Source organism: Actinospica acidithermotolerans, assembly GCF_018139625.1.
GTDB lineage: Bacteria > Actinomycetota > Actinomycetes > Streptomycetales > Catenulisporaceae > Actinospica > Actinospica acidithermotolerans.
In genome coordinates, this window is the sequence record NZ_JAGSOH010000123.1 from 1 (window position 1) to 19111 (window position 19111).

Consider the following 19111-nt stretch of genomic DNA (forward strand, 5'->3'; position numbering starts at 1 on the left):
CCTGTCATCGCCGCGCTGGAGCGCTCGCTGGCCGGGCAGGCGGGGTTGCTCGGGTGCGGCTTCGTCTTCTCCGGTGGCGGGTTGGGCGTGTGGGGGAGCCACGTGCTGAGGACTACGGCTTCACGCTGGGAGACCGGATTTCGCCCGAACGCTGACGCGCGAATCCGGAACCTGCCGACGATGTCGCCCGAAAGAGTGAATTTCCGCGGAAACGCTGTCAGTGGCCGGCAGTAGTGTGCGGTGCATGGCCCCAGACTCCGCCCCCGCGACCGCAGCCGAGCGCACCGAGGTGACCGCGGAGCTCGCGTGCGTCGTGGAGTACATCCACTTCATCCGGGACGACGGGTTCACGGTGCTGCGCTCGGTCCCGGTGCGCGGGGCCGAGCCGGCCAGCGCGGGCTTCGCCGCGGCCGGGGTGGAGCTGGCCGGGGTGCGCCCGGGCGAGACGCTGCGGCTGACCGGGCACTGGGAGGAGACCAGGCGGCACGGCCCGCGCCTGGCCGTGGCGCGGTGCGAGCGGCTGCGCCCGGAGTCGGTGCGCGCCATCCGCCGCTACCTCGCCTCCGGCCTGGTCCGCGGGATCGGCCCGCTGCTCGCCCAGGCGCTGACCGACCGCTTCGGCGAGCAGACCCTCGAGGTGATCGAGCGCGAGCCGGAGCGGCTGGCCGAGGTCTACGGCATCGGGCGCCGGCGCAGCCGCTGGATCGTCGACTCCTGGCACGCCCAGGCGGAGATCAGGGAGCTGATGGCGGCGCTGCGCGGCTACGGCATCAGCCCGCTGCTGGCCGAGCGGCTGCACCGGGACTACGGCTCGGGCGCGCTGGAGACCCTCACCCGCTACCCGTACCGCCTCGTCGGCGAGGTGGACGGGCTCGACTTCGGCACCGCGGACCGGATCGCGCTCGCCGCCGGCCAGCCCGCCGACGGCGAGGAGCGGCTCGAGGCCGCGGTCTGGGAGGTGTGCGCCAGCGAGGGCCCGCGCTCCGGGCACTGCCACCTGCCGGCCGCGCAGATCGTCGGCGAGGCCGCGCAGCTGGCCGAGCAGCCTGCCGAGCTGCTGCGCGCCGCGCTGGAGCGGCTCGGCACCGGCAAGGCCTCCCCGATCGTGCTCGAAGCGCACCCGGTGACCGGCGAGCAGGTCGCGGCCGTGCGCGCGGCCAACCGCGCCGAGCGCCGCCTCGCCAAGGACCTCGCCGCGCTCGCCGCCGCACCCTCCGACCTGCCGCGCGGGGTGCGGCGCCTCGTCGAGGAGGGCGCGTTCGGCGCCGATCTGGCCGACGGGCAGCGGGACGCGGTGCGCATGGCCCTGACGCACACCCTCTCGGTGCTCACCGGCGGACCCGGCTGCGGCAAGTCGCACACCGTCCGCGAGCTGGTGCGGGTGGTGCGCGCGGGCGGCGGCAGCGTCACCCTCGCCGCGCCCACCGGGAAGGCCGCGCGCCGGCTGGCCGAGCTCACCGGGGCCGAGGCCATGACCGTGCACCGGCTCGCCGCCGACCCGCACCCCGGCGACGACTCGCCCGCCCCGGCGCAGGACGAGGGCGGCGCGCTGTTCACCGCCGCCCGCAGCACGATGGTGCACCTGATCGTCGTCGACGAGGCCTCGATGCTGGACGTCTACCTCGCCTCCCGGCTCGCCGCCCGCATCCCGCCGGGCACGCACCTGCTGCTCGTCGGCGACGTCGACCAGCTGCCCTCGGTGGGGCCCGGCGCCGTGCTCGCCGACCTGCTCGCGGTCCCCGGCGTGGCCCGCACGACGCTGACGAAGGTCTTCCGGCAGGCCGAGCAGTCCACCATCACCTCCAACGCGCACCTGATCCGCGGCGGCAGGCTCCCGCAGCTCAAGCGCTCGGACTTCTGGTTCGCCGAGCTCGACGACCCCGAGCGCATCGCGGAGCTCGTCGCCGAGATCGCCACCGAGCGGCTGCCCAGGAAGCAGGGCGTGGACCCGGCGCAGGTCCAGGTCCTCTCGCCCTCGCGGCGCGGCGCGGCCGGCGCCGACCAGCTCTCCCGGATGCTCCAGGAGCGGCTCAACCCGCGCGCCGAGAACGAGCCGGAGTACTGGCACGGCCCGCGCGTCTTCCGGGTCGGCGACCGGGTCATCGCCACCAGGAACGACTACGCGCGCGGCGCCCACGGCATCTTCAACGGCACGCTCGGCACCGTCGTCGACCTCGACCTCAAGGAGGCCGGGCTGACCGTCGAGACCGAGGAGGGCGAATCAGTGCGCTACGACCTCGACGATCTCGACGACCTCGCGCACAGCTACGCGCTGACCGTGCACAAGGCCCAGGGCAGCGAGTTCGCGCACGTCGTCGCCCCGCTCACGATGGACGCGCCCAAGCTGCTGACGCGCCGTCTGTTCTACACGCTGGCCACCCGCGCCCGGCAGACCGTCGTCCTGGTCGGCCAGCCCCGCGCCCTCAAGCACGCGCTCGAGCAGCAGGGCCCCGCGCGCGCCACGCTGCTCGCGCACCGCCTCTCGAGCGCCCTCGACGGGAAAACCATCTGACGCCGCCGGGCCGCATCCGGCATGATGTCAATCATGGACGAGCGCCCTGACCTGCCCTCAGGCGCCGACGAGGTCAACGGACCGCTCGGCGTCGGGCGCGGCGTGTCCATCCCCGCCCGCGATCTCGCGTGGCGCTTCTCCCGCTCCTCCGGGCCCGGCGGCCAGGGCGTGAACACGACCGACAGCCGGATCGAGCTGTCCGTGGACCTGCGCCGCTGCGCCGGTCTGACCCCGCAACAGCGCGGCCGCGTCCTCGAGCGCCTGGCACCCCGTCTGGCCGACGGCGTGCTCACCGTCGCCGCCTCGGAGTTCCGCTCCCAGCTGCGCAACCGCAAGGCGGCCCGCGACCGGCTCGCCGCACTGCTCGACGAGGCGCTCGCCCCGCCGCCGCCCAAGCGCCGCCCCACCAAGCCGTCCAAGGGCGCCGTCGCCCGGCGCCTCGACGACAAGGCGCGGCGGGCCAAGCTGAAGAAGCTGCGCGGCTCCTGGGACTAGGCCGGCCCTGCGGACCAGGTCGTCCCAGATCCGGCGCTGGTGCCGGATTCACGGCTGAAATTAACGAACATAGATCCAGGTGTTTAAGCCCCGAATGAGCGGCAACCGGGCGGCCTTGCGAGCAGAAGCGCGGATCCACCGCGCAGCGGACAAGGACGTGACCATGAAGATCGGAACAGGCCTAGCGGCCGGCCTCGCCGCCGGTTACCTGCTGGGACGCACCCGCAAGATGCGGCTGGCGATCACCCTCGCGACGATCGGCGCCACCGGCAAGCTGGGCGTGCGCCCGAGCGAGGCGGTCGAGCAGAAACTCAAGGAGCTCGGCTCCTCCGAGGTCGGCAAGATCGTCGACTCGGTGCGCGGGGAGTTGTTCTCCGCGCTCAAGGACGCGGCGGCCACCGCCGCGACCGGCCAGGTCGACGCGTTGACCGACAGGCTCTCCAACGCCCTCCCGAACACGGACGAGCTAACCGGGCGCCGTCGGCGCAGGCGCGACGACGAGGACGAGGACGAGAAGGACTCCCGCGCCCGGGACGAGGAGCCCGAGGACGACGAGTCCGAGGAGCCCGACGAGCCCGACGAAGTAGAGGACGAGGAAGAGGAAGAGCCGAAGCGTCCGGCGGTGCGCCGGGCCACCCGCTCCCGCAGCACCTCGGGCAGCACCTCGGGCAGCACCGCGAAGAGCACCGCGAAGAGCGGCCGCGCCGGCTCGGGCGGCACCACGCGGCGGGCCGCGCCGCGGCGGCGCAGCGACGCCGACGACAAGCCGGCCCCGCGCCGCCGCCAGTCGACGGCGTCCTCCGGGAGGAAACGATGAGTACCACCAGCAGCCCGCTCTTCGAGGCCACCAAGCGCCTCGGCGGGGCCCTGGGAAAGCAGGCGCTGTCCAAGGCCGGCGACAAGATCGGCGATGTGACCGAGGGGCTGACGTCCTTCGCCAGCGGTGACGGCGGCGGGGGAGTGCAGGGCCTGATGGACGCCGTCGGCATCGGCGGCGGGGGCAAGGGCAAGGGCAAGGGCGGCAAGAGCCAGAAGATCAAGCTGACCACGATCGTCGAGACGGCCGACGTCGGAGTGCCGGTGGACGTCGCCTACGACCAGTGGACGCAGTTCACCGAATTCCCCTCGTTCATGAAGAAGGTCGAGCACGTCGAACAGGACGAGGACGACAAGCTGACCTGGCAGGCGCAGATCTTCTGGTCCCACCGGAACTGGGAGTCCACCATCGTCGAGCAGACCCCGGACGAGCGCATCGTCTGGGAGTCCTCCGGAGCCAAGGGCTACGTGGACGGCGCGGTCAGCTTCCACGAGATCGGCCCCTCGCTGACCCGGATCGTGCTTGTGCTCGAATACCATCCCAAGGGCCTGTTCGAGCACGTCGGCAACATCTGGCGGGCGCAGGGACGCCGCGCGCGGCTGGAGCTCAAGCACTTCCAGCGGCACGTGATGGTCAACACCGTGCTGCACGTCGACGAGCTCGAGGGCTGGCGCGGCGAGATCCACGACGGGGAGGTCATCCCGCCCGAGGAGCGGGAGGACGACCAGGCGGAGGACCAGGAAGGCGAGGACGAGGCGGCCGAGTCCGAGGATCTGGACGAGGACACCGAGCCCGAGGCCGAGGACGAAGAGCTGGACGAGGACGCCGAGGACGCCGAGGAAGACGAATACGAGGAGCCCGAGGAGCCCGAGGAGCCCGAGGAAGAGCCCGAGCCGGAGATGCCCCGGCAGCGCGGCCGGCGCAAGGCGGCGGCATCGAGGAGCCGGTCATGACCATGCAAGCCGGAGGCGGCGCCGGCGGCGCCATGGACCGTCCCAGTGCCAGCGGCCTCGCCGACGTCATCGACACGATCCTCGACAAGGGCCTGGTGATCGACGCGTTCGTGCGGGTCTCGCTGGTCGGCATCGAACTGCTGACCGTGGACGCCCGGATCGTGGTCGCCAGCGTCGACACCTACCTGCGCTTCGCCGAGGCGGCCAACCGCCTGAACCTCGAGGAGAGCCGCAGCCAGGGCCTGCCCGACCTCGTCGAGGGCATGGAGGAGAGCGGCGCGAAGTCCAAGACGAAGGGCGCGCTGCAGGCCGCCGAGGACAAGCTCGGCGAGCTGGTCGGCGGCGGAGACGAGGAAGAGGACGTCGAAGAAGAGGAAGAGCCGCGCTCGCGGCGACGGAGCAGGAGGTGAGTGCGGTGGCGCACAGCGAGACCGGGGCCGCGCGAGCCGGCGGCAAGCCGCGCGACGCCGTCGTGTACGTCTACGGAGTGGTTCCCGCCGACGTGGAGGAGAACCCGGAGGCGACCGGCGTCGGCGAGCCGCCCAGCCCGGTGAAGCTCGTCCGCAGCGGCGAGATCGCCGCGCTGGTCGGCGAGATCCCGTCCGGCGTCGCGCTGGGCACGCCCGAAGACCTGACCGCGCACGCCCGCGTCCTGGACTCGGCCGCGGCCGAGGTCCCGGTGCTGCCGCTGCGCTTCGGCGCGGTCGTCACCGACCTCGACGCCGTCGCGAACGAGTTCCTCGAGCCGAACGCCGAGTCCTTCGCCGGGATCCTGCGCGATCTGGAGGGCCGGGCGCAGTTCGTGCTGCGCGGCCGGTACGACGGGGACGCCATGATTCGAGAGCTGATGGACGAGGACCCGCGCATCGGCCAGCTGCGCGGCGAGATCCACGGCAAGCCCGAGGAGGTCACCCGCGACGCGCGGATCGCCCTCGGCGAGCTGATCGGCCGGGCCGTGCAGGCCAAGCGGGAGGCCGACACCCGGGTGCTGGCCAGCGCGCTCGACGAGCTCGGATTCCCGGTCGTCGCGGGCGAGGCGACGAACGAATGGGATGCGGCCAACGTCGCGTGCCTGGTCGAGCTCTCCCGCCAGGACGAGCTGCGCGAGGCCGCGGAGCGGTTCGCCGAGCAGCAGGACGGGCGGATCGATCTGCGGCTGCTCGGGCCGATGGCCGCGTACGACTTCGTGCTGCCGGCCGAGGGCTCGGGCTGAGCAGACGAGGACCGCCACCGGAAGGAGCCGAGACCATGGGACTGCTGTCGTGGACCGTCGGACTGCCCTTGCAGCCCGTACGCGGCGTGGTCGCCCTCGCCCGCGTCATCCAGCGTCAGGCGGAGCAGGAGGCGTACTCTGCCCAGTCCGTCCGCCGCCAGCTGGAGGCGCTCGACGAGCAGGACATGACGGAGGAGCAGCGGCGCGAGGCGATGCGCGCGATCACCGCTTCCCGGATCACACCCGCCAAACCCGCCGAGCCCCCCGAGCGTGCCGGGGATGAGCAGTGATGGCCGCGGACATCTCGGCCAGGGACGGCGCGGCGGCCGCGCTCAAGTCCATCGGCGAGCTGACGGGGAAGCAGACCGTCGGCGTGGCCTCGCTGGAGCCGACGGACACCGGCTGGAAGGTCGGCGTCGAGGTCGTGGAGGAGCGCCGCGTGCCGTCGTCGGGCGACGTCCTCGCGCTGTACGAGACCGAGATCAGCCTGGACGGCGACCTGCTGAGCTACCGCCGGGCCAGGCGCTACCTGCGCGGGCACACCGGCGACGAGTCCGGGCGGTCGTGAGATGAGCGTCAGCGGAGGGCTTCCCGACTATGCGTCGGGCTCGTCGGGCGCGCCGGCGAACCTCGGCGACATCCTCGAGCGCGTGCTGGACAAGGGGCTGGTCATCGCCGGAGACATCCGGGTCAACCTGCTCGACATCGAACTACTGACCGTGAAGCTGCGGCTGGTCGTCGCCTCGCTGGAGACGGCGCGCGAGGTCGGCATCGACTGGTGGGAGCGCGACCCGTGGCTCAAGGGCCGCGAGGACGAGCACGACCGCGACCGCGGGCGCGAACTGGAGGCCGAGAACCGCAGGCTCCGCCGGCGGATCGCGGCGCTGGAGGCGGACGACAGGCGCGAGCTCGAATCCGGCGCCAAGGACGACCTGGACGAGTTCGACGAGTTCGACGAAGACGAGGAGCCGGAACGACAGGAGAAGCGGCGATGACCGATGCCCCCGATGCCACGTGCATCTGGCTCTACGCCGTCACCCGTGATCCGCCGGACGACGAGGTGCGCGGGGTCGCCGGCGAGCCGCTGCGAGCGATCCGGGAGGCTGGTCTCGTCGCGTACGCCGGGGATGTGCCGACGAGCGAGTTCGGAGAACCGGCGGTACGCCGCAACCTGGAGAGCCTGGATTGGCTCGCAGGCGTGGCCCGTGCACACGACGCGGTCGTCCGCGCCGCCGTGACCCGCGGCGCCACGATTCCCGTGCGGCTGGTCACGCTCTTCACCGACGACACGTCAGTGCGCGAACTGCTCCGAGACCGTGCCTCGGTCTTCGAGTCGGCGTTGGGACGGCTCGACGGGCGCACGGAGTGGGGCGTGAAGGTCTACGGCGCCAAGCCCGGGCAGGCCGATGAACAGGCGCCCGAATCCGACGAGACCCTATCCAGCCCGGGCACCTCGTACCTGCTGCGGCGCCGCGCCGCCCGCACCGAGCGCGAGCGGAGAGTGCGTGCGGCCACCGAGTACGTGGACCGGCTACGCGCCCGCCTCGCGGCACATTCGGTGGCGGAACGCCTACACGGCCTCGGCGGCGCCGTGGCCCGCGAAGGCGGGGGCACACTGTTGCTCAACGGTGCCTACCTGGTGGAGAACAAGCGTTTCGCGGAGTTCAACGACGCCGTCAACGCGGACTCCGGTGCGAGGGATCTGCGGGTCCAGCTCACCGGCCCGTGGCCGCCGTACTCGTTCGCCTACGTCCCGGGACTGAGCGATGTCTGATTCACCCTATGAAGCACGATCCGCGCCACGGCCCGGCTCACCCGGCTCACGGCCCGATTCTCGCGACGCCGTCCTGCCGGTCGGAGCCGCCGGGCGCTACCCGGAGCGCCCCGAGCGCCGGCTCGCCCTCGTAGACCTGCTCGACCGGGTACTCGCCGGCGGCGTCGTGCTGCGCGGCGATCTGAGTCTGTGCATCGCCGACGTCGAGCTGGTGCGCGTCTCCCTCAGCGCCGTCGTCGCCTCCGTCAGCGCCCTGACCGACCTCGCCGATGCGCCCGACACGGAGGTTCCGCCGACGTGACCCAGCGCATGGACCTCGACCCCGAGAGCGTCGAGCGCAGCCTCGTGGCGCTCGTGCTCGCCCTCGTCGAACTGCTGCGGCAGCTCATGGAGCGGCAAGCCTTGCGCCGCCTCGACGTCGGCGACCTCTCCGACGAGCAGGTCGAGCAGCTCGGCTCGACCCTGATGGCCCTCGAGCAGAAGATGGCCGAGCTGCAGGAGCACTTCGGCCTGACCCCCGAGGACCTCAACATCGACCTCGGCCCCCTCGGACCGCTCCTCGCCGAGTAGGCCGTCCCGGCGACGGTTCCGAAGGCATGGCCCGGCCCCGAGCGGCGGAACCGGAACTGTCGCACCTGCCAGCTACCGTCCTGGGCCATGGACGCCGACTGGCTGGGGGAGACCCGCACCTCGTACGACACCGTCGCCGAAAGCTACGCGGCGCAGACGCGTGACGCTCTCGGCGGAGCACCGTTCCTGCAGGCGGCACTGAAGCTGTTCGCCGACACCGTGCCCCCGGGCGGCCCGGTCGCGGACGTGGGCTGCGGGCCAGGACACATCACCGCGCACCTTCACTCTTTCGGGTTGAACGCCTTCGGCCTCGACCTCTCGCCCGCGATGGCCGGCCTCGCACGCCGCGAGCATCCGGAAGCCGAATTCGCCGTCGGCTCGATGACCGCGCTCGGACTGGCCGACGAATCCGTCGCCGGGCTGCTCGCCTTCTGGTCGCTCATCCACATTCCGGACGACGCGGTCCCCGGCGTGCTCGCCGAGTTCCACCGGGTGCTGCGTCCCGACGCGCCGGTGCTGGTCGGCTTCCACCTGGGGGACGGCTCGCGGCTGAAGAAGGAGGGCTACGGCGGCCACCCGATGAACGTGTACGTGCACCGGCGCCCGGCCGAGCGGATGGCGGCCTGGCTCGATGGGGCCGGGTTCACGGTCACCGCGCACATGCTCGTCGGTCTCGATACGCGGTACCCCGGCGGATTGCTGTTCGCGCGCCGGAATCCGCCGCAAGAGCGTTCGTACTGAATACGAGTTATGCGAAAGGTGCGACTCGGTGCAGGCAGCGGTGCGGTAGTGTCTGCTCGTCGATCCATAACGTTATCGGAAGTTGACGTACTGTGCCCTTGGGCCGGGTAGGAAGAGTCGCGTGGAACCCGAGACCGGCGCCGCCGTGCCGCCCGAGCAGGAGCTGACCGAGGCCCTGCTCTCGCTGAGCTGGCCGCTGCCGCGCACCGTCGAGGACGCCGACGCGGCGCTGACCCGGCTCGAAGAGGTCAAGGCGGTGCTCACCCGGCTCGAGCAGCAGAGCGTGGGCACCGACGTGTGGTGGGCCGGCCAGGTCGACGGCCTCGCCACGCAGAGCGGGTTCGTCCTCGAGTGGTGGCGCCCGGTGCTGCGCGACCCGGACCTCGACTGGACGCTCAACCACCAGGCGCATCTGACGGCGGATCTGGCCACGCTCGCCTCGGCCGGCGCCCGGCTGCTGGACCAGATCGAGCCGCGCGCGGCCGAGGAGGCCGCCGCCGCGGCGCACGCCCGCCGGGTCGAGCAGGAGAAGCGCTGGGGCCCGACGGCCGTCCCGCCGTTCCCGGCCGCCGGCCCGAAGCCGAAGCCCCCGGCGCAGGTGTTCGGCGACGCCGCCGAACTGCCGCCGCCCCCGGCTCCGTCAGGCGCGCCATCGTTGCTGCCGGTTCAGCCGACGGCGCCGGGCGAGCCCGTACCCGCGGCGTCCGCGCCGCCGCCCCCGGCTCCGTCAGGCGCGCCATCGTTGCTGCCGGTTCAGCCGACGGCGCCGGGCGAGCCCGTACCCGCGGCGTCCGCGCCGCCGCCCCCGGCTTCGCCCGCCGCGCCACCGTTCCTGCCGGTTCAGCCGACGGCGCCGGGCGAGCCCGTACCCGCGGCGTCCGCGCCGCCTCAGCCGGTCGAGCCCGCATACGACGCGCCTCCGGTCGCCGCGCCGCCCTCCATACCCGTGCAGGGCAGGCAGGAGCAGCCGAGCGAGGCCGGGCGGCCCGCGGCGCTGGAGGCGGCGCCCGGCTCCGCGCGCCACCGCCGTCCGGCCTACGACTTCGACGACGCCGGCCACGCGCCCGCGCCCCCGCCGCACACCGGCTACCCGCAGCCGGCCGGCCCGCTTCCGCGCAGCCCGCTGGTCCCTGGCCCGGGCTTCGGCGGCCCTCCGCAGGGCCGCACGCTGGCGCCCGGGCACTTCCCGGGGCCCGCGCCCGCGCCGAGCCGCCTGCACTCCGCTCCGCCCGTCGGCCCGCTCGGCTTCGTCGGCGACGAGGATGACGACGAGCCGGACAGCCTCGTCCCGAGCAGCCTCGGCTTGCGGCGGCACCAGCGCAGGCTGCTGATCCAGACCGGCGTCATACTCGGCGCGATCGGCGTGCTGTGCTGGCTCGCCGTCGACGCGCTCACGAGCTCACCCACCCACGCGACCGCCTCGGGCACGGCGAGCCGCACGGCCGGCAAGACCACCCCGGCCTCCGGCGGCGGCACCGCCGCGGGCGGGCTGACGAACCAGAGCCCCACGGCCGGCCCGAGCAAGACCGCTGATGCCTCCCCGACGCCGAGCGCCGCGCCGTCCACGGTGCACTCGTCCGCGCCCGACGCCGCCTCCGTCAGCTCCGTGCATGTGACGCTGCTCGGCGGCAGCAGCACCGTGCCGCAGATCGTCGCGCTCGTCACCGTCGATACGGGCGGCACCGGACAGGTGACGGTGACCGGCTCGTACTACGGTGCCTCGGGTTCGAAGCAGGTCGCGGCGGAATCGGAGGAGTGGGTGCTGTCCGGCAAGACCGCTTATCAGTACTCGGTGCCGATCGCGAACAGCGCGTACTGCGGGACCGACTTCCACTTCACGGTGAGCGCGGGCGGCCACGCGCAGTCGGGTGAGACCTCTCCCGGCTGCTGAGCACCGCCGAGGGGTCTGGCTACTTCTTCACGAGCACGCCGCCGACGATGTGGCAGCGTTCCTCCAGCTCAGGCCCGGGGCCCTTGCCGTCCGGCATCCACGAGGTGATCCGCAGCAGGCCCGGCGGAGCGAACTCGAAGCCCGCCAGCACCTCGTCGATCGCGGCCGCCGACCGCGGCGTGAACTCCGACTTGTTCTCGCCCAGCAGCGACTGCACGATCTCCCCGACCCGCGGCTCCGGGAACTCGAGGTAGTGCAGCACCAGGACCAGGCTGCCGGGAGCGAGCGCCGCCATGATCTCCTCCATGGCCTGGCGCAGCCGCGCGTCGTCCCGGGTGTAATCCAGCATCCCGAGCAGCAGCACGCCCATCGGCTCGCCGAAGTCCAGATGCTCGCGCATCCACGGGTGCGCCAGGATCGGCCCTGGGTCGCGGAACTGGCCGCGCAGCACGTGCAGCAGGTTCGACGGCGCCCGCGCGGCCAGCACCGCCCGGGCGTGCGCGGCGGTGATCGGATCGTCGGTCACGTACACGAACCGCGCGTCCGGCACCTCGCCGCGCACGATCCCGTCGAAGCTGTTCATGATGGGGATCGACGTGCCCATCTGCAGGAACTGCCGCAGCCCGTGCTCGCGCGCTATCCAGCCGCTGGCGCGGTGCGCGAAGGCCTCGGCGGCGCGGGCGATCAGCATGACGTCCGGCCACACGCCCAGCAGGTGCCGCACGGCCTCGCGGTCGGACTCGTAGTTGTCCTTGCCGCCGATCATGTAGTCCCACATGCGGATCGGATGCGGCACGTCCGGATCGAGCTCCGGCGCGTCCGGGGCCGGGCCGCCGAGCACGAGGTCCCAGGCCGCCTCGCTGTCCAGGACGGCCTGCCGGCGCTGCCCCGTTCGTCCACCGGGCGCTGGCCGCGCGCTCGACGCCATCGTCTCGCCTCCCACCGTTCGCCCCGCCGCCGGAGGCACACACCCGCTCAACTGCTCCCGGACGCATGATATTGCACGTGAAGGGCGCCTGTCCCGGCTTTCGCCATGACGCACGCCACCTTCTGATGGCCTAGCGGCACGCGACCGTCCCGGTGAAACCGCCGTTCCCGGGAGCACGCGCGGCCCGGCCCCCGTGTCCCGCGCCGACGGCACGCGTTCTCGTCTCCAAAGCTATTGAGATGAGGAGGTTGTTTTGACGGTCGAGCGTCTGTACGAGGCCGTACATCGCGGCTACCGGAGCCAGGGCCGGGTTCTGGTGCATCCGGCGCCCACGATGCCCCCGGTCCTGCTGGTCGGCGGCGCGATGCAACGCAAGGAGGGATGGGGACGGCTCGAGGCCCGGCTCGCCCGCGAGAGCACCGTCGTCACCGTGGACCTGCCCGGCTGGGGCGGAGCGGGCCTGCTGCCCGCGCAGTTCGGCATGGGCTTCCTCGCCGACTGCCTGGCCGCCCTGCTGCGCACGGCCTCGGTCGGCGCGGTGGACGTGTTCGGGGGCTCCTACGGCAGCGCCATCGCCTACCAGCTCGGCCTACGCCATCCCGGCCTGGTGCGCCGGATCGCGCTGTTCGGCGCCCTCGGCCGCATCCCGCACGCCATGCGGCCGCGGCTGACCTGGACCATCGGGCTGCTGCGCGAGGGCATGCGGGAGCGCTTCGCGGCCGAGGTGGTCGACGCCATGCTCAATCAGGACCCGGACATCACCCTGGCCCGGCGCGGCACCGTGGAGCGGATCATCTACGCGCTCTTCCACGCCCTCGGGCCGCTGGAGGCCGCGCAGTATGAGCAGAACACGCTGCGGCTGCTCGCCCCCGGCCGGCTCGACCTGTCCGCGCCGCCGCAGGCTCCGCTGCTGTTCGGCGTCGGCGAGCACGACTCGTTCACCACCGCGCGCGACTGCCGCGCCTTCGCCCAGTGCTGCCCGGGATCCGCGTTCGTCCGGCTGCGCGACAGCGACCACCCGGTGCACCTGCGCTGCCCGGACGAGCTCGCCGGTCTGCTGCAGCGCTTCTTCCGCGCGCAGGACCTGCACGGCGTGCCGGGCTGCCATGAGGTCGAGTACCCCGCCGCAGCCCGCTAGCGTCACCGCGCCGGCGATCCGCGCCCCCTCCCAGCAGGTCGCCCGGCCTGCTGGGCCGACCGGGCGGATCGGGCCGCCCCGGCCGGTGCGTCGCGGGGACGCGCGCCGCCGCATCGCCGAACCTGGTGCGCACCGCGTGTGGCGGATGTGGTCCTTCGGATCACGTAGGGTTCAGGGGACAGTTGACGACGAACGGGAAGAGTCGAGGGAACCGTCATGCGACGCGTCTACCCACCGATCGGTGAGCACGGGATGATCGGCGATCTGCAGAGCTGCGCGCTGGTCTCCTCCGACGGCGTGCTGGACTTCTTCTGCGCACCCCGCTTCGACTCGCCCTCGGTGTTCGCCTCGCTGGTCGACCACGACAAGGGCGGCTACTTCCGGCTGGCCGCCGACGACTCCGAGCTCGAATTCGGCGCCTCCACCGTCCGCCAGCTCTACCTGCCGGAGACGGCCATCCTGGTCACCCGCTTCCTGTCGCACCACGGCGTCGGAGAGGTCGTCGACTTCATGCCGTTGGCCGACCCGGAGAAGGCGAGCGCGAACCGCCGCGTCATCAGGATCCTGCGGGTCGTGCGCGGCAGCGTGCGGTTCGAGCTCGAATGCCGTCCCCGCTTCGACTACGCCCGCGCCCCGCACGAGCTCGTCCTGCGCGGCGACCGCAGCGCCGTCTTCCGCGGCCCCGACCTCGACCTGCACCTGCAGTCCACCTTCCCGTTCCGCCGCGAGGGCGAGGACGTGGTCGGCTCGGTCACCCTCGGCGTGGGGGAGACGGCCGCGGTCGTCATGGACACCACGCTGCCGGGCCGGATCCCCGAGCCGCTCGGCCTCGAGCAGGCCGAGCAGGAGCACGAGCGCACCACGAAGTTCTGGCACGGCTGGCTGCGCGGCTCCGCGTTCCAGGGCCGCTGGCAGACGATGGTGCACCGCTCCGCGATCACCCTCAAGCTGCTGACGTACGCGCCGACCGGGGCGCCGGTGGCCTCGGCCACCTTCGGCCTGCCCGAGCAGTTCGGCGGTGAGCGCAACTGGGACTACCGCTACTGCTGGGTGCGCGACGGCGCGCTCGCCTCCCGCGCGATGGCCGAGCTCGGCTTCGTCGAGGAGGCGGACGCTTTCCGCCGCTGGCTCACCGACCGGCTGCGCGAGCGCAAGCACACCGGCCGCGAGCCGCTGCAGATCATGTACCGGGTGGACGGCGAGCCGCTGCTCGTCGAGGAGGAGCTCGACCACCTGGAGGGCTACGAGAAGTCGGCCCCGGTGCGCATCGGCAACGCGGCCGCCGACCAGCTCCAGCTCGACGTGTACGGCGAGGCCATCTGGGCGCTGACCCAGTCCCGCGAGCTCGCCGAGGTCTCCGGCTACCAGGGCTGGCAGACCCTCGCCGAGGTGATCGACTGGCTCAGCGGCAACTGGGACCGCCCGGACGAGGGCATCTGGGAGACCCGCGGCGGCCGCAAGGACTTCACCTTCAGCAGGCTGATGTGCTGGGTCGCCCTGGACCGCGGCATCCGCCTCGCGCACACCTACGCGCGCCCGGCGGATCTGGCCAAGTGGACCGCGGCCCGCGACGAGATCCTGCGCCAGGTGATGGACCGCGGCTGGTCCGAGTCCCGCCAGGCCTTCGTGCAGCACTACAACGGCGACGTGCTCGACGCCTCCCTGCTGTTCATGCCCATCGTCGGCTTCATCTCGCCGCGCGACCCGCTGTGGCTCTCCACCCTCGAGGCGATCGAGGCGGACCTGGTCACCGACTCGCTGGTGCACCGCTACGACCCCGAGGCCTCCCCGGACGGCCTGCGCGGCAACGAGGGCACCTTCAGCCTCTGCACGTTCCTCTACGTCGACGCCCTGGCCCGCGCCGGCCGGCTGGACCAGGCGCGCTACACCTTCGACAAGATGCTCACGTACGCCAACCACGTCGGCCTGTTCGGCGAGGAGATCGGCCCGACCGGGGAGCAGCTCGGCAACTTCCCGCAGGCCTTCACCCACCTGTCGCTGATCTTCGCCGCCACCACCCTCGGCGGCCAGCTCAAGCAGCGCGGCCAACGCGGCACCACCCCGCACGGCCGAGCCTGGTGACCCGTCATCCGCACACCGGTGACGAAAATAACATGCCCAAAGCTACGTGAAACGGGAGCCAGCCGCGGCGCGCGGGCCTGCTGAAAACCCGAAGAAAAGCGGCCAGGGCTCGGCATCCCGTCTCCTCGCGTCTGCGGCGGTAGCGTGGATGCCGTGGATTCGACTGCGCTGAACGAGGTACTGAATCGGCCGCTCAGCCGGGAACTGCTGGACCGCGGCATCATCCGCCTGGCCTACGTCGCGAAGGACGGCACGCCCCGCAACATCCCGATGGGCTTCACCTGGAACGGTGCCACGCTCGTTATGTGCACGGCGAAGAACGCGGCGAAGCTGATCGCGCTGCGCCGCAACCCGGCCGTCGCGCTGACGGTCGACACCGAGGAACACCCGCCCAAGATCCTGCTCATCCGCGGCCGGGCCGAACTCGATGTCGTCGACGGCATCCCGGACGAGTTCCTGTCCATGAACGGCGGTACCACCATGACGCCCGAACAGCGCGTGGAGTGGGAAGCCGGTGTGCGGGCGCTGTACGACGGCATGGTCCGGATCGTGGTGACGCCGACGTGGGCCAAGCTGATCGACTTCGAGACCACGCTGCCCAGCGCGGTCGAGGAACTGGTCAAGCGCCAGCAGGAGCGTCAGGCCGGCTGAGCGCGGCAGGGCGGCTGAGCGCGGCAGTAGTCCGGCGCGCCGGCCGCCGCACCCTACGGCAGGTCGGACGTCGGCAGGTCGCCCTCCGGCGAGGAGTTGTCCGGCAGGAAGCTGTCCGGCTCCGCCCGGCTCAGTACATGAAGCACCCGCAGAAACCCCTCGACGTCCGCCGCCGGCATTCCGAGTCCGGCGAGCACCCGCTGCTCGTTCGCCTGAATCGCCGCCTGGGCGCTGTCGCAGCGCCGTCGGCCCTCGGCCGTGAGTGCGAGCAGGTTGCCCCGCCGGTCGGCGGGGTCGGCTTCGCGGGTGATCAGCCCGTCCCGCTGGAGCTGGTCGAGGACCGCGATGATCCGCGTCTTGTCCGCGCCGATCTCCGCGGCGAGCGCCGCCTGCGTGCGCACCGGCATCGTCTGCAGCCGCAGCAGGACGACGTACCCCCACATCGTCAGGCCGTGCGCGGCGAGCGTCGGCGCCTCCGCGGCGGTGAGCGCGCGTCCGAGCGGGACGATCATCGCGGCGAGGTCGCGGCGTGGCGGTCGTTGCGGCGTGGTCACGACGTTGACGATACCCGTTGACGGATCATATGCAGTTGTAGATGATAGGCGTATGCATACGAATAAGGATGACCTCATCGACCTCAACCGGCGAGCAACGCTCAGCTGCATCGATCTCGTCGCGCGCGTGCGCCCGGACGACCTCCGGCGCCCGACGCCGTGCGCCGAGTGGGACCTGTCCGACCTTCTGGCGCACATGACCGTCCAGCACCGCGGCTTCGCCGCGGCGGCCGCAGGCGACGGCAAGGACTTCGACTGGACGCCGCGGCGCCTGGCCCCCGACTTCGCGGACGCCTACGCGGCGGCGGCGAACGAGGCCCTGAAGGCGTTCGACCAGCCCGGCGCCCTCGAGCGCGCGTTCGTCCTTCCCGAGATTCCGAGTGCGGACAGCTTTCCCGGCACCCAGGCCGTGAGCTTTCACTTCATCGACGCCCTCGTCCACGGCTGGGACGTGGCCCGCTCCATCGACGCCGCTTATGACATTCCCGCCGACTTCGCCGCCCTCGCCGTCCGCATCGCCCGGGCCGTGCCCGGCGGCCCCTACCGCGAGCGCCCGAACGCCTCCTTCGGCCCGGCCGTCGAGCTCGCGGACGGAGCATCGCCGCTCGACACCGTCCTCTGCGCGCTGGGCCGTTCACCGCGGTGGCCGAAAGGACAAGGGGTTGTTTGGTGAGAGACTGTGCGGCGTATCATCAAGGTACGTATTGGCGCCTAGGCGAAGCCGGGGACCTCATGTCGAGCGACGAGTCCAAGCCAGGAGCCCGCACCGGTCTGGGCTGCGCGAGAATCTCCATAGGGTGCGCGGTAGTGCTAATTCCGGTGGCCGCCATATTCGCTTTCATTATTTTCACCGTCGTTTCTACGATTTCGGACCATAACAGTACGCACCGTACGTGCGGCACTTCGTCGTGTGCAGGCAGCAATGGCAACGGCGGCGAGGACAGTGGCGGTGGCTCTGGCGAGGATGGTGGCGAGGGGGGAGGCGATGGTGGCGGCGACTGAGGCGCAGGGCAGAGCATCCAACGCAAGCTCCAGGCGAGGGTGACTAACTTCCCGTCAGGTCCAAGCTCACCGTGTACTGGAACCGGTCCGCGCGGTAGTGGATGAGGGCGGCGTCGACGACGTGGCCGTGGGTGTCGTAGGTGACGTTCGTGGAGCGCAGGACGGGGGTGGCGAGGGGGATCTGGAGCAGGTCGGCGATGTGGGGTGGGGCGGGACAGGCTTCGACGGTGTTGTCGATGCGAGCCAGGTCCAGGGCGGCCTGGTCGCGCAGCAGCTTGGTCATGGGGGCGGTGCGGAGGTCGGCGTCGGCGATCTTGGCGGCGTGTTCGGGGCGGAGGTAATTCTCAGCGTGGCTGAGCGGGGTGCCGTCGTTCAGTCGCAGGCGCTGGAACTCTATGAGGGTTTTCACTTCGGGGAAGTGGTGAGCCAGTACCGCGGGGGCGGGGACTTCCGCGCGCCGGAGGAGGCGGACGTCGTCGCCGGCCTGTTGGGCGAGGATCGTGTCGACGGTGCCGAGGACGTGGAGCGGGGCGTGGGACGTCGCGGGGACGATGAAGGTGCCGTGGCGTCGGCGGCGGGTGATGAGGCCGTCGGCTTCGAGTGCGGCCAGCGCTTGGCGGACGGTGCTGACGGCTACGCCGTATTCGGTGGCGAGCCGCGCTTCGGTGGGCAGGCGGAGGTCGTCCTCGGGGGCGCGGCCCAGTATTCGGGCCCTGAGGGATTCGGTGACCTGGTACCAGAGTGGCAGGCGGGAGTCTGTCATCCGGCGTCAGTGGCCTTCGGTGGACGGCGCTCCGGCAACCGTGTCGGGGCGGCGGTAGTTGCGGCTCAGGCCGTTCCAGACGCTGTCGTAGTCGGGCTGGCGGTGGCCTGCCTCGAGCGCATGCCGGGTGGTGACCACGGGCCAGCGGGTTTCGAACATGAAGGCGAGGGTGTCGTCGACCTTCTGCGGAGCCAGGGCGACGGTGGAGGCCTTGGCGTAGGTCTCGGCGTCGGGGCCGTGGGACGTGAAGCTGTTGTGCAGGCTGGCTCCGCCGGGGGTGAAGCCTTCGGCCTTGGCGTCGTAGGCGCCGTGGATCAGGCCCATGTACTCGCTCATGATGTTCCGGTGGAACCACGGGGGCCGGAAGGTGTGCTCGCCGACGAGCCAGCGGGGCGGGAAGATGACGAAGTCGGCGTTGGCGAGGCCGGGGGTGTCGGTGGGCGAAGTCAGCACCGTGAAGATGGACGGGTCGGGGTGGTCGTAGCTGATGGTGCCGATGGTCATGAAGTCGGCAAGGTCGTAGCGGTACGGGGTGTAGTCGCCGTGCCAGGCGACGACGTCGAGGGGGGAGTGGTCGTAGTCGGCGGACCAGAGGTTGCCGCCGAATTTCTGGACGACGCGCAGGGGTTCGGCGCTCTCGCTGCCGCCCGGCTCGCCTCCCAGGTCCTCGTAGGCGGCGACGGGGGCTTGGAAGTCGCGTTCGTTGGCCAGGCCGTTGGCGCCGATGGGGCCGCGTTCGGGGAGGGTGAAGGCGGCGCCATAGTTCTCGCAGATGTAGCCGGACGCGGTGCCGTCGGGCAGGTCGACGCGGAAGCGAATGCCGCGGGGGATGACGGCGATGTGGCCGGGCGCGATGTGCAGGCGGCCGAGTTCCGTGTGGATGTGCAGGCGGCCGGTCTGCGGGACGATGAGCAGTTCGCCGTCGGCGTCGACGAAGTAGCGGCGGTGCATGGAGGTGTTGGCGTGGTAGTTGTGGATGCCGATGCCCGCGTGGGCGAGGGTGTCGCCGTTGCCGCCGATGGTGTAG

Annotated in this window: 23 protein-coding genes; 19 read left to right on the forward strand and 4 right to left on the reverse strand. The window is 72.0% G+C overall.

Annotated elements, in window-relative coordinates; translation table 11 throughout:
- From KDK95_RS28420 to KDK95_RS28490, 15 genes are all read left to right on the forward strand, one after another.
- Nucleotides 1–234 (forward strand): hypothetical protein (locus KDK95_RS28420; RefSeq protein WP_212521392.1); only part of this gene is annotated, 234 nt, incomplete at its 5' end.
- Nucleotides 235–244: 10 nt separating this feature from the next.
- Nucleotides 245–2512: an SF1B family DNA helicase RecD2 gene (gene recD2 / locus KDK95_RS28425; RefSeq protein ID WP_212521393.1), complete on the forward strand. Its 2268-nt coding sequence runs from the start codon at nucleotides 245–247 to the stop codon at nucleotides 2510–2512.
- A 33-nt stretch (nucleotides 2513–2545) separates the two neighbouring features.
- A complete protein-coding gene (arfB, locus tag KDK95_RS28430; protein WP_249162043.1) occupies nucleotides 2546–3007 on the forward strand; it encodes an alternative ribosome rescue aminoacyl-tRNA hydrolase ArfB in 462 nt (153 codons plus the stop codon).
- Between the two features lie 163 nt (nucleotides 3008–3170).
- The gene (locus tag KDK95_RS28435) at nucleotides 3171–3824 is read left to right on the forward strand and encodes a hypothetical protein (RefSeq protein ID WP_212521395.1); all 654 of its coding nucleotides are present in this window, start codon (nucleotides 3171–3173) and stop codon (nucleotides 3822–3824) included.
- A complete protein-coding gene (locus KDK95_RS28440; RefSeq protein WP_212521396.1) occupies nucleotides 3821–4777 on the forward strand; it encodes an SRPBCC family protein in 957 nt (318 codons plus the stop codon). Before KDK95_RS28435 ends, KDK95_RS28440 begins: the two co-directional genes overlap by 4 nt.
- Complete coding sequence (gvpJ, locus tag KDK95_RS28445; protein ID WP_212521397.1) at nucleotides 4774–5187, forward strand: gas vesicle protein GvpJ; 414 nt, start codon at nucleotides 4774–4776, stop codon at nucleotides 5185–5187. Before KDK95_RS28440 ends, gvpJ begins: the two co-directional genes overlap by 4 nt.
- Before the next feature lie 5 nt (nucleotides 5188–5192).
- Entirely contained in the window at nucleotides 5193–5990 is a 798-nt protein-coding gene (locus KDK95_RS28450; protein ID WP_212521398.1) for a GvpL/GvpF family gas vesicle protein, read from the forward strand.
- A gap of 35 nt (nucleotides 5991–6025) precedes the next feature.
- Entirely contained in the window at nucleotides 6026–6280 is a 255-nt protein-coding gene (locus tag KDK95_RS28455; protein ID WP_212521399.1) for a gas vesicle protein GvpG, read from the forward strand.
- Complete coding sequence (gene gvpO, locus KDK95_RS28460; protein WP_212521400.1) at nucleotides 6280–6558, forward strand: gas vesicle protein GvpO; 279 nt, start codon at nucleotides 6280–6282, stop codon at nucleotides 6556–6558. Before KDK95_RS28455 ends, gvpO begins: the two co-directional genes overlap by 1 nt.
- 1 nt (nucleotide 6559) lies before the next feature.
- On the forward strand, nucleotides 6560–6985 hold the full coding sequence (locus KDK95_RS28465) for a gas vesicle protein (protein WP_212521401.1): 426 nt from the start codon (nucleotides 6560–6562) through the stop codon (nucleotides 6983–6985).
- Nucleotides 6982–7764 carry a GvpL/GvpF family gas vesicle protein gene (locus KDK95_RS28470; protein ID WP_212521402.1) on the forward strand — a complete coding sequence of 261 codons (783 nt, stop codon included), beginning with the start codon at nucleotides 6982–6984 and terminating at the stop codon, nucleotides 7762–7764. Before KDK95_RS28465 ends, KDK95_RS28470 begins: the two co-directional genes overlap by 4 nt.
- Nucleotides 7757–8065 carry a gas vesicle protein gene (locus tag KDK95_RS28475; RefSeq protein WP_212521403.1) on the forward strand — a complete coding sequence of 103 codons (309 nt, stop codon included), beginning with the start codon at nucleotides 7757–7759 and terminating at the stop codon, nucleotides 8063–8065. Before KDK95_RS28470 ends, KDK95_RS28475 begins: the two co-directional genes overlap by 8 nt.
- An 8-nt stretch (nucleotides 8066–8073) precedes the next feature.
- Nucleotides 8074–8334, forward strand: coding sequence for a gas vesicle protein K (locus KDK95_RS28480; protein ID WP_249162044.1), 261 nt, complete (start codon nucleotides 8074–8076; stop codon nucleotides 8332–8334).
- An 87-nt stretch (nucleotides 8335–8421) separates the two neighbouring features.
- The gene (locus KDK95_RS28485) at nucleotides 8422–9075 is read left to right on the forward strand and encodes a class I SAM-dependent methyltransferase (RefSeq protein WP_212521405.1); all 654 of its coding nucleotides are present in this window, start codon (nucleotides 8422–8424) and stop codon (nucleotides 9073–9075) included.
- A 121-nt stretch (nucleotides 9076–9196) separates the two neighbouring features.
- Entirely contained in the window at nucleotides 9197–10966 is a 1770-nt protein-coding gene (locus KDK95_RS28490; protein ID WP_212521406.1) for a hypothetical protein, read from the forward strand.
- A gap of 19 nt (nucleotides 10967–10985) precedes the next feature.
- Here KDK95_RS28490 and KDK95_RS28495 read toward each other — a convergent pair whose 3' ends face one another.
- A complete protein-coding gene (locus KDK95_RS28495) occupies nucleotides 10986–11894 on the reverse strand; it encodes an SAM-dependent methyltransferase (RefSeq protein WP_212521407.1) in 909 nt (302 codons plus the stop codon).
- 253 nt (nucleotides 11895–12147) lie between these two features.
- Between KDK95_RS28495 and KDK95_RS28500 the strand changes: the two genes are divergently transcribed.
- From KDK95_RS28500 to KDK95_RS28510, 3 genes are all read left to right on the forward strand, one after another.
- Nucleotides 12148–13032, forward strand: coding sequence for an alpha/beta fold hydrolase (locus KDK95_RS28500; protein ID WP_212521408.1), 885 nt, complete (start codon nucleotides 12148–12150; stop codon nucleotides 13030–13032).
- 216 nt (nucleotides 13033–13248) lie between these two features.
- Nucleotides 13249–15114: a glycoside hydrolase family 15 protein gene (locus tag KDK95_RS28505; RefSeq protein ID WP_212521409.1), complete on the forward strand. Its 1866-nt coding sequence runs from the start codon at nucleotides 13249–13251 to the stop codon at nucleotides 15112–15114.
- A 153-nt stretch (nucleotides 15115–15267) separates the two neighbouring features.
- On the forward strand, nucleotides 15268–15765 hold the full coding sequence (locus tag KDK95_RS28510; protein ID WP_212521410.1) for a pyridoxamine 5'-phosphate oxidase family protein: 498 nt from the start codon (nucleotides 15268–15270) through the stop codon (nucleotides 15763–15765).
- 53 nt (nucleotides 15766–15818) lie between these two features.
- Here KDK95_RS28510 and KDK95_RS37500 read toward each other — a convergent pair whose 3' ends face one another.
- Entirely contained in the window at nucleotides 15819–16277 is a 459-nt protein-coding gene (locus KDK95_RS37500; RefSeq protein ID WP_372463400.1) for a MarR family winged helix-turn-helix transcriptional regulator, read from the reverse strand.
- A gap of 94 nt (nucleotides 16278–16371) precedes the next feature.
- Here KDK95_RS37500 and KDK95_RS28520 point away from each other — a divergent pair, with 94 nt between their 5' ends.
- Nucleotides 16372–16992, forward strand: coding sequence for a TIGR03086 family metal-binding protein (locus tag KDK95_RS28520; RefSeq protein ID WP_212521412.1), 621 nt, complete (start codon nucleotides 16372–16374; stop codon nucleotides 16990–16992).
- Between the two features lie 372 nt (nucleotides 16993–17364).
- On the opposite strand, the gene KDK95_RS28525 is transcribed toward KDK95_RS28520, so the two are convergent.
- Both KDK95_RS28525 and hmgA read right to left on the reverse strand, forming a co-directional pair.
- Nucleotides 17365–18084 carry a GntR family transcriptional regulator gene (locus KDK95_RS28525; RefSeq protein WP_212521413.1) on the reverse strand — a complete coding sequence of 240 codons (720 nt, stop codon included), beginning with the start codon at nucleotides 18082–18084 and terminating at the stop codon, nucleotides 17365–17367.
- 6 nt (nucleotides 18085–18090) lie between these two features.
- Nucleotides 18091–19111 (reverse strand): homogentisate 1,2-dioxygenase (gene hmgA / locus KDK95_RS28530; protein WP_212521414.1); only part of this gene is annotated, 1021 nt, incomplete at its 5' end.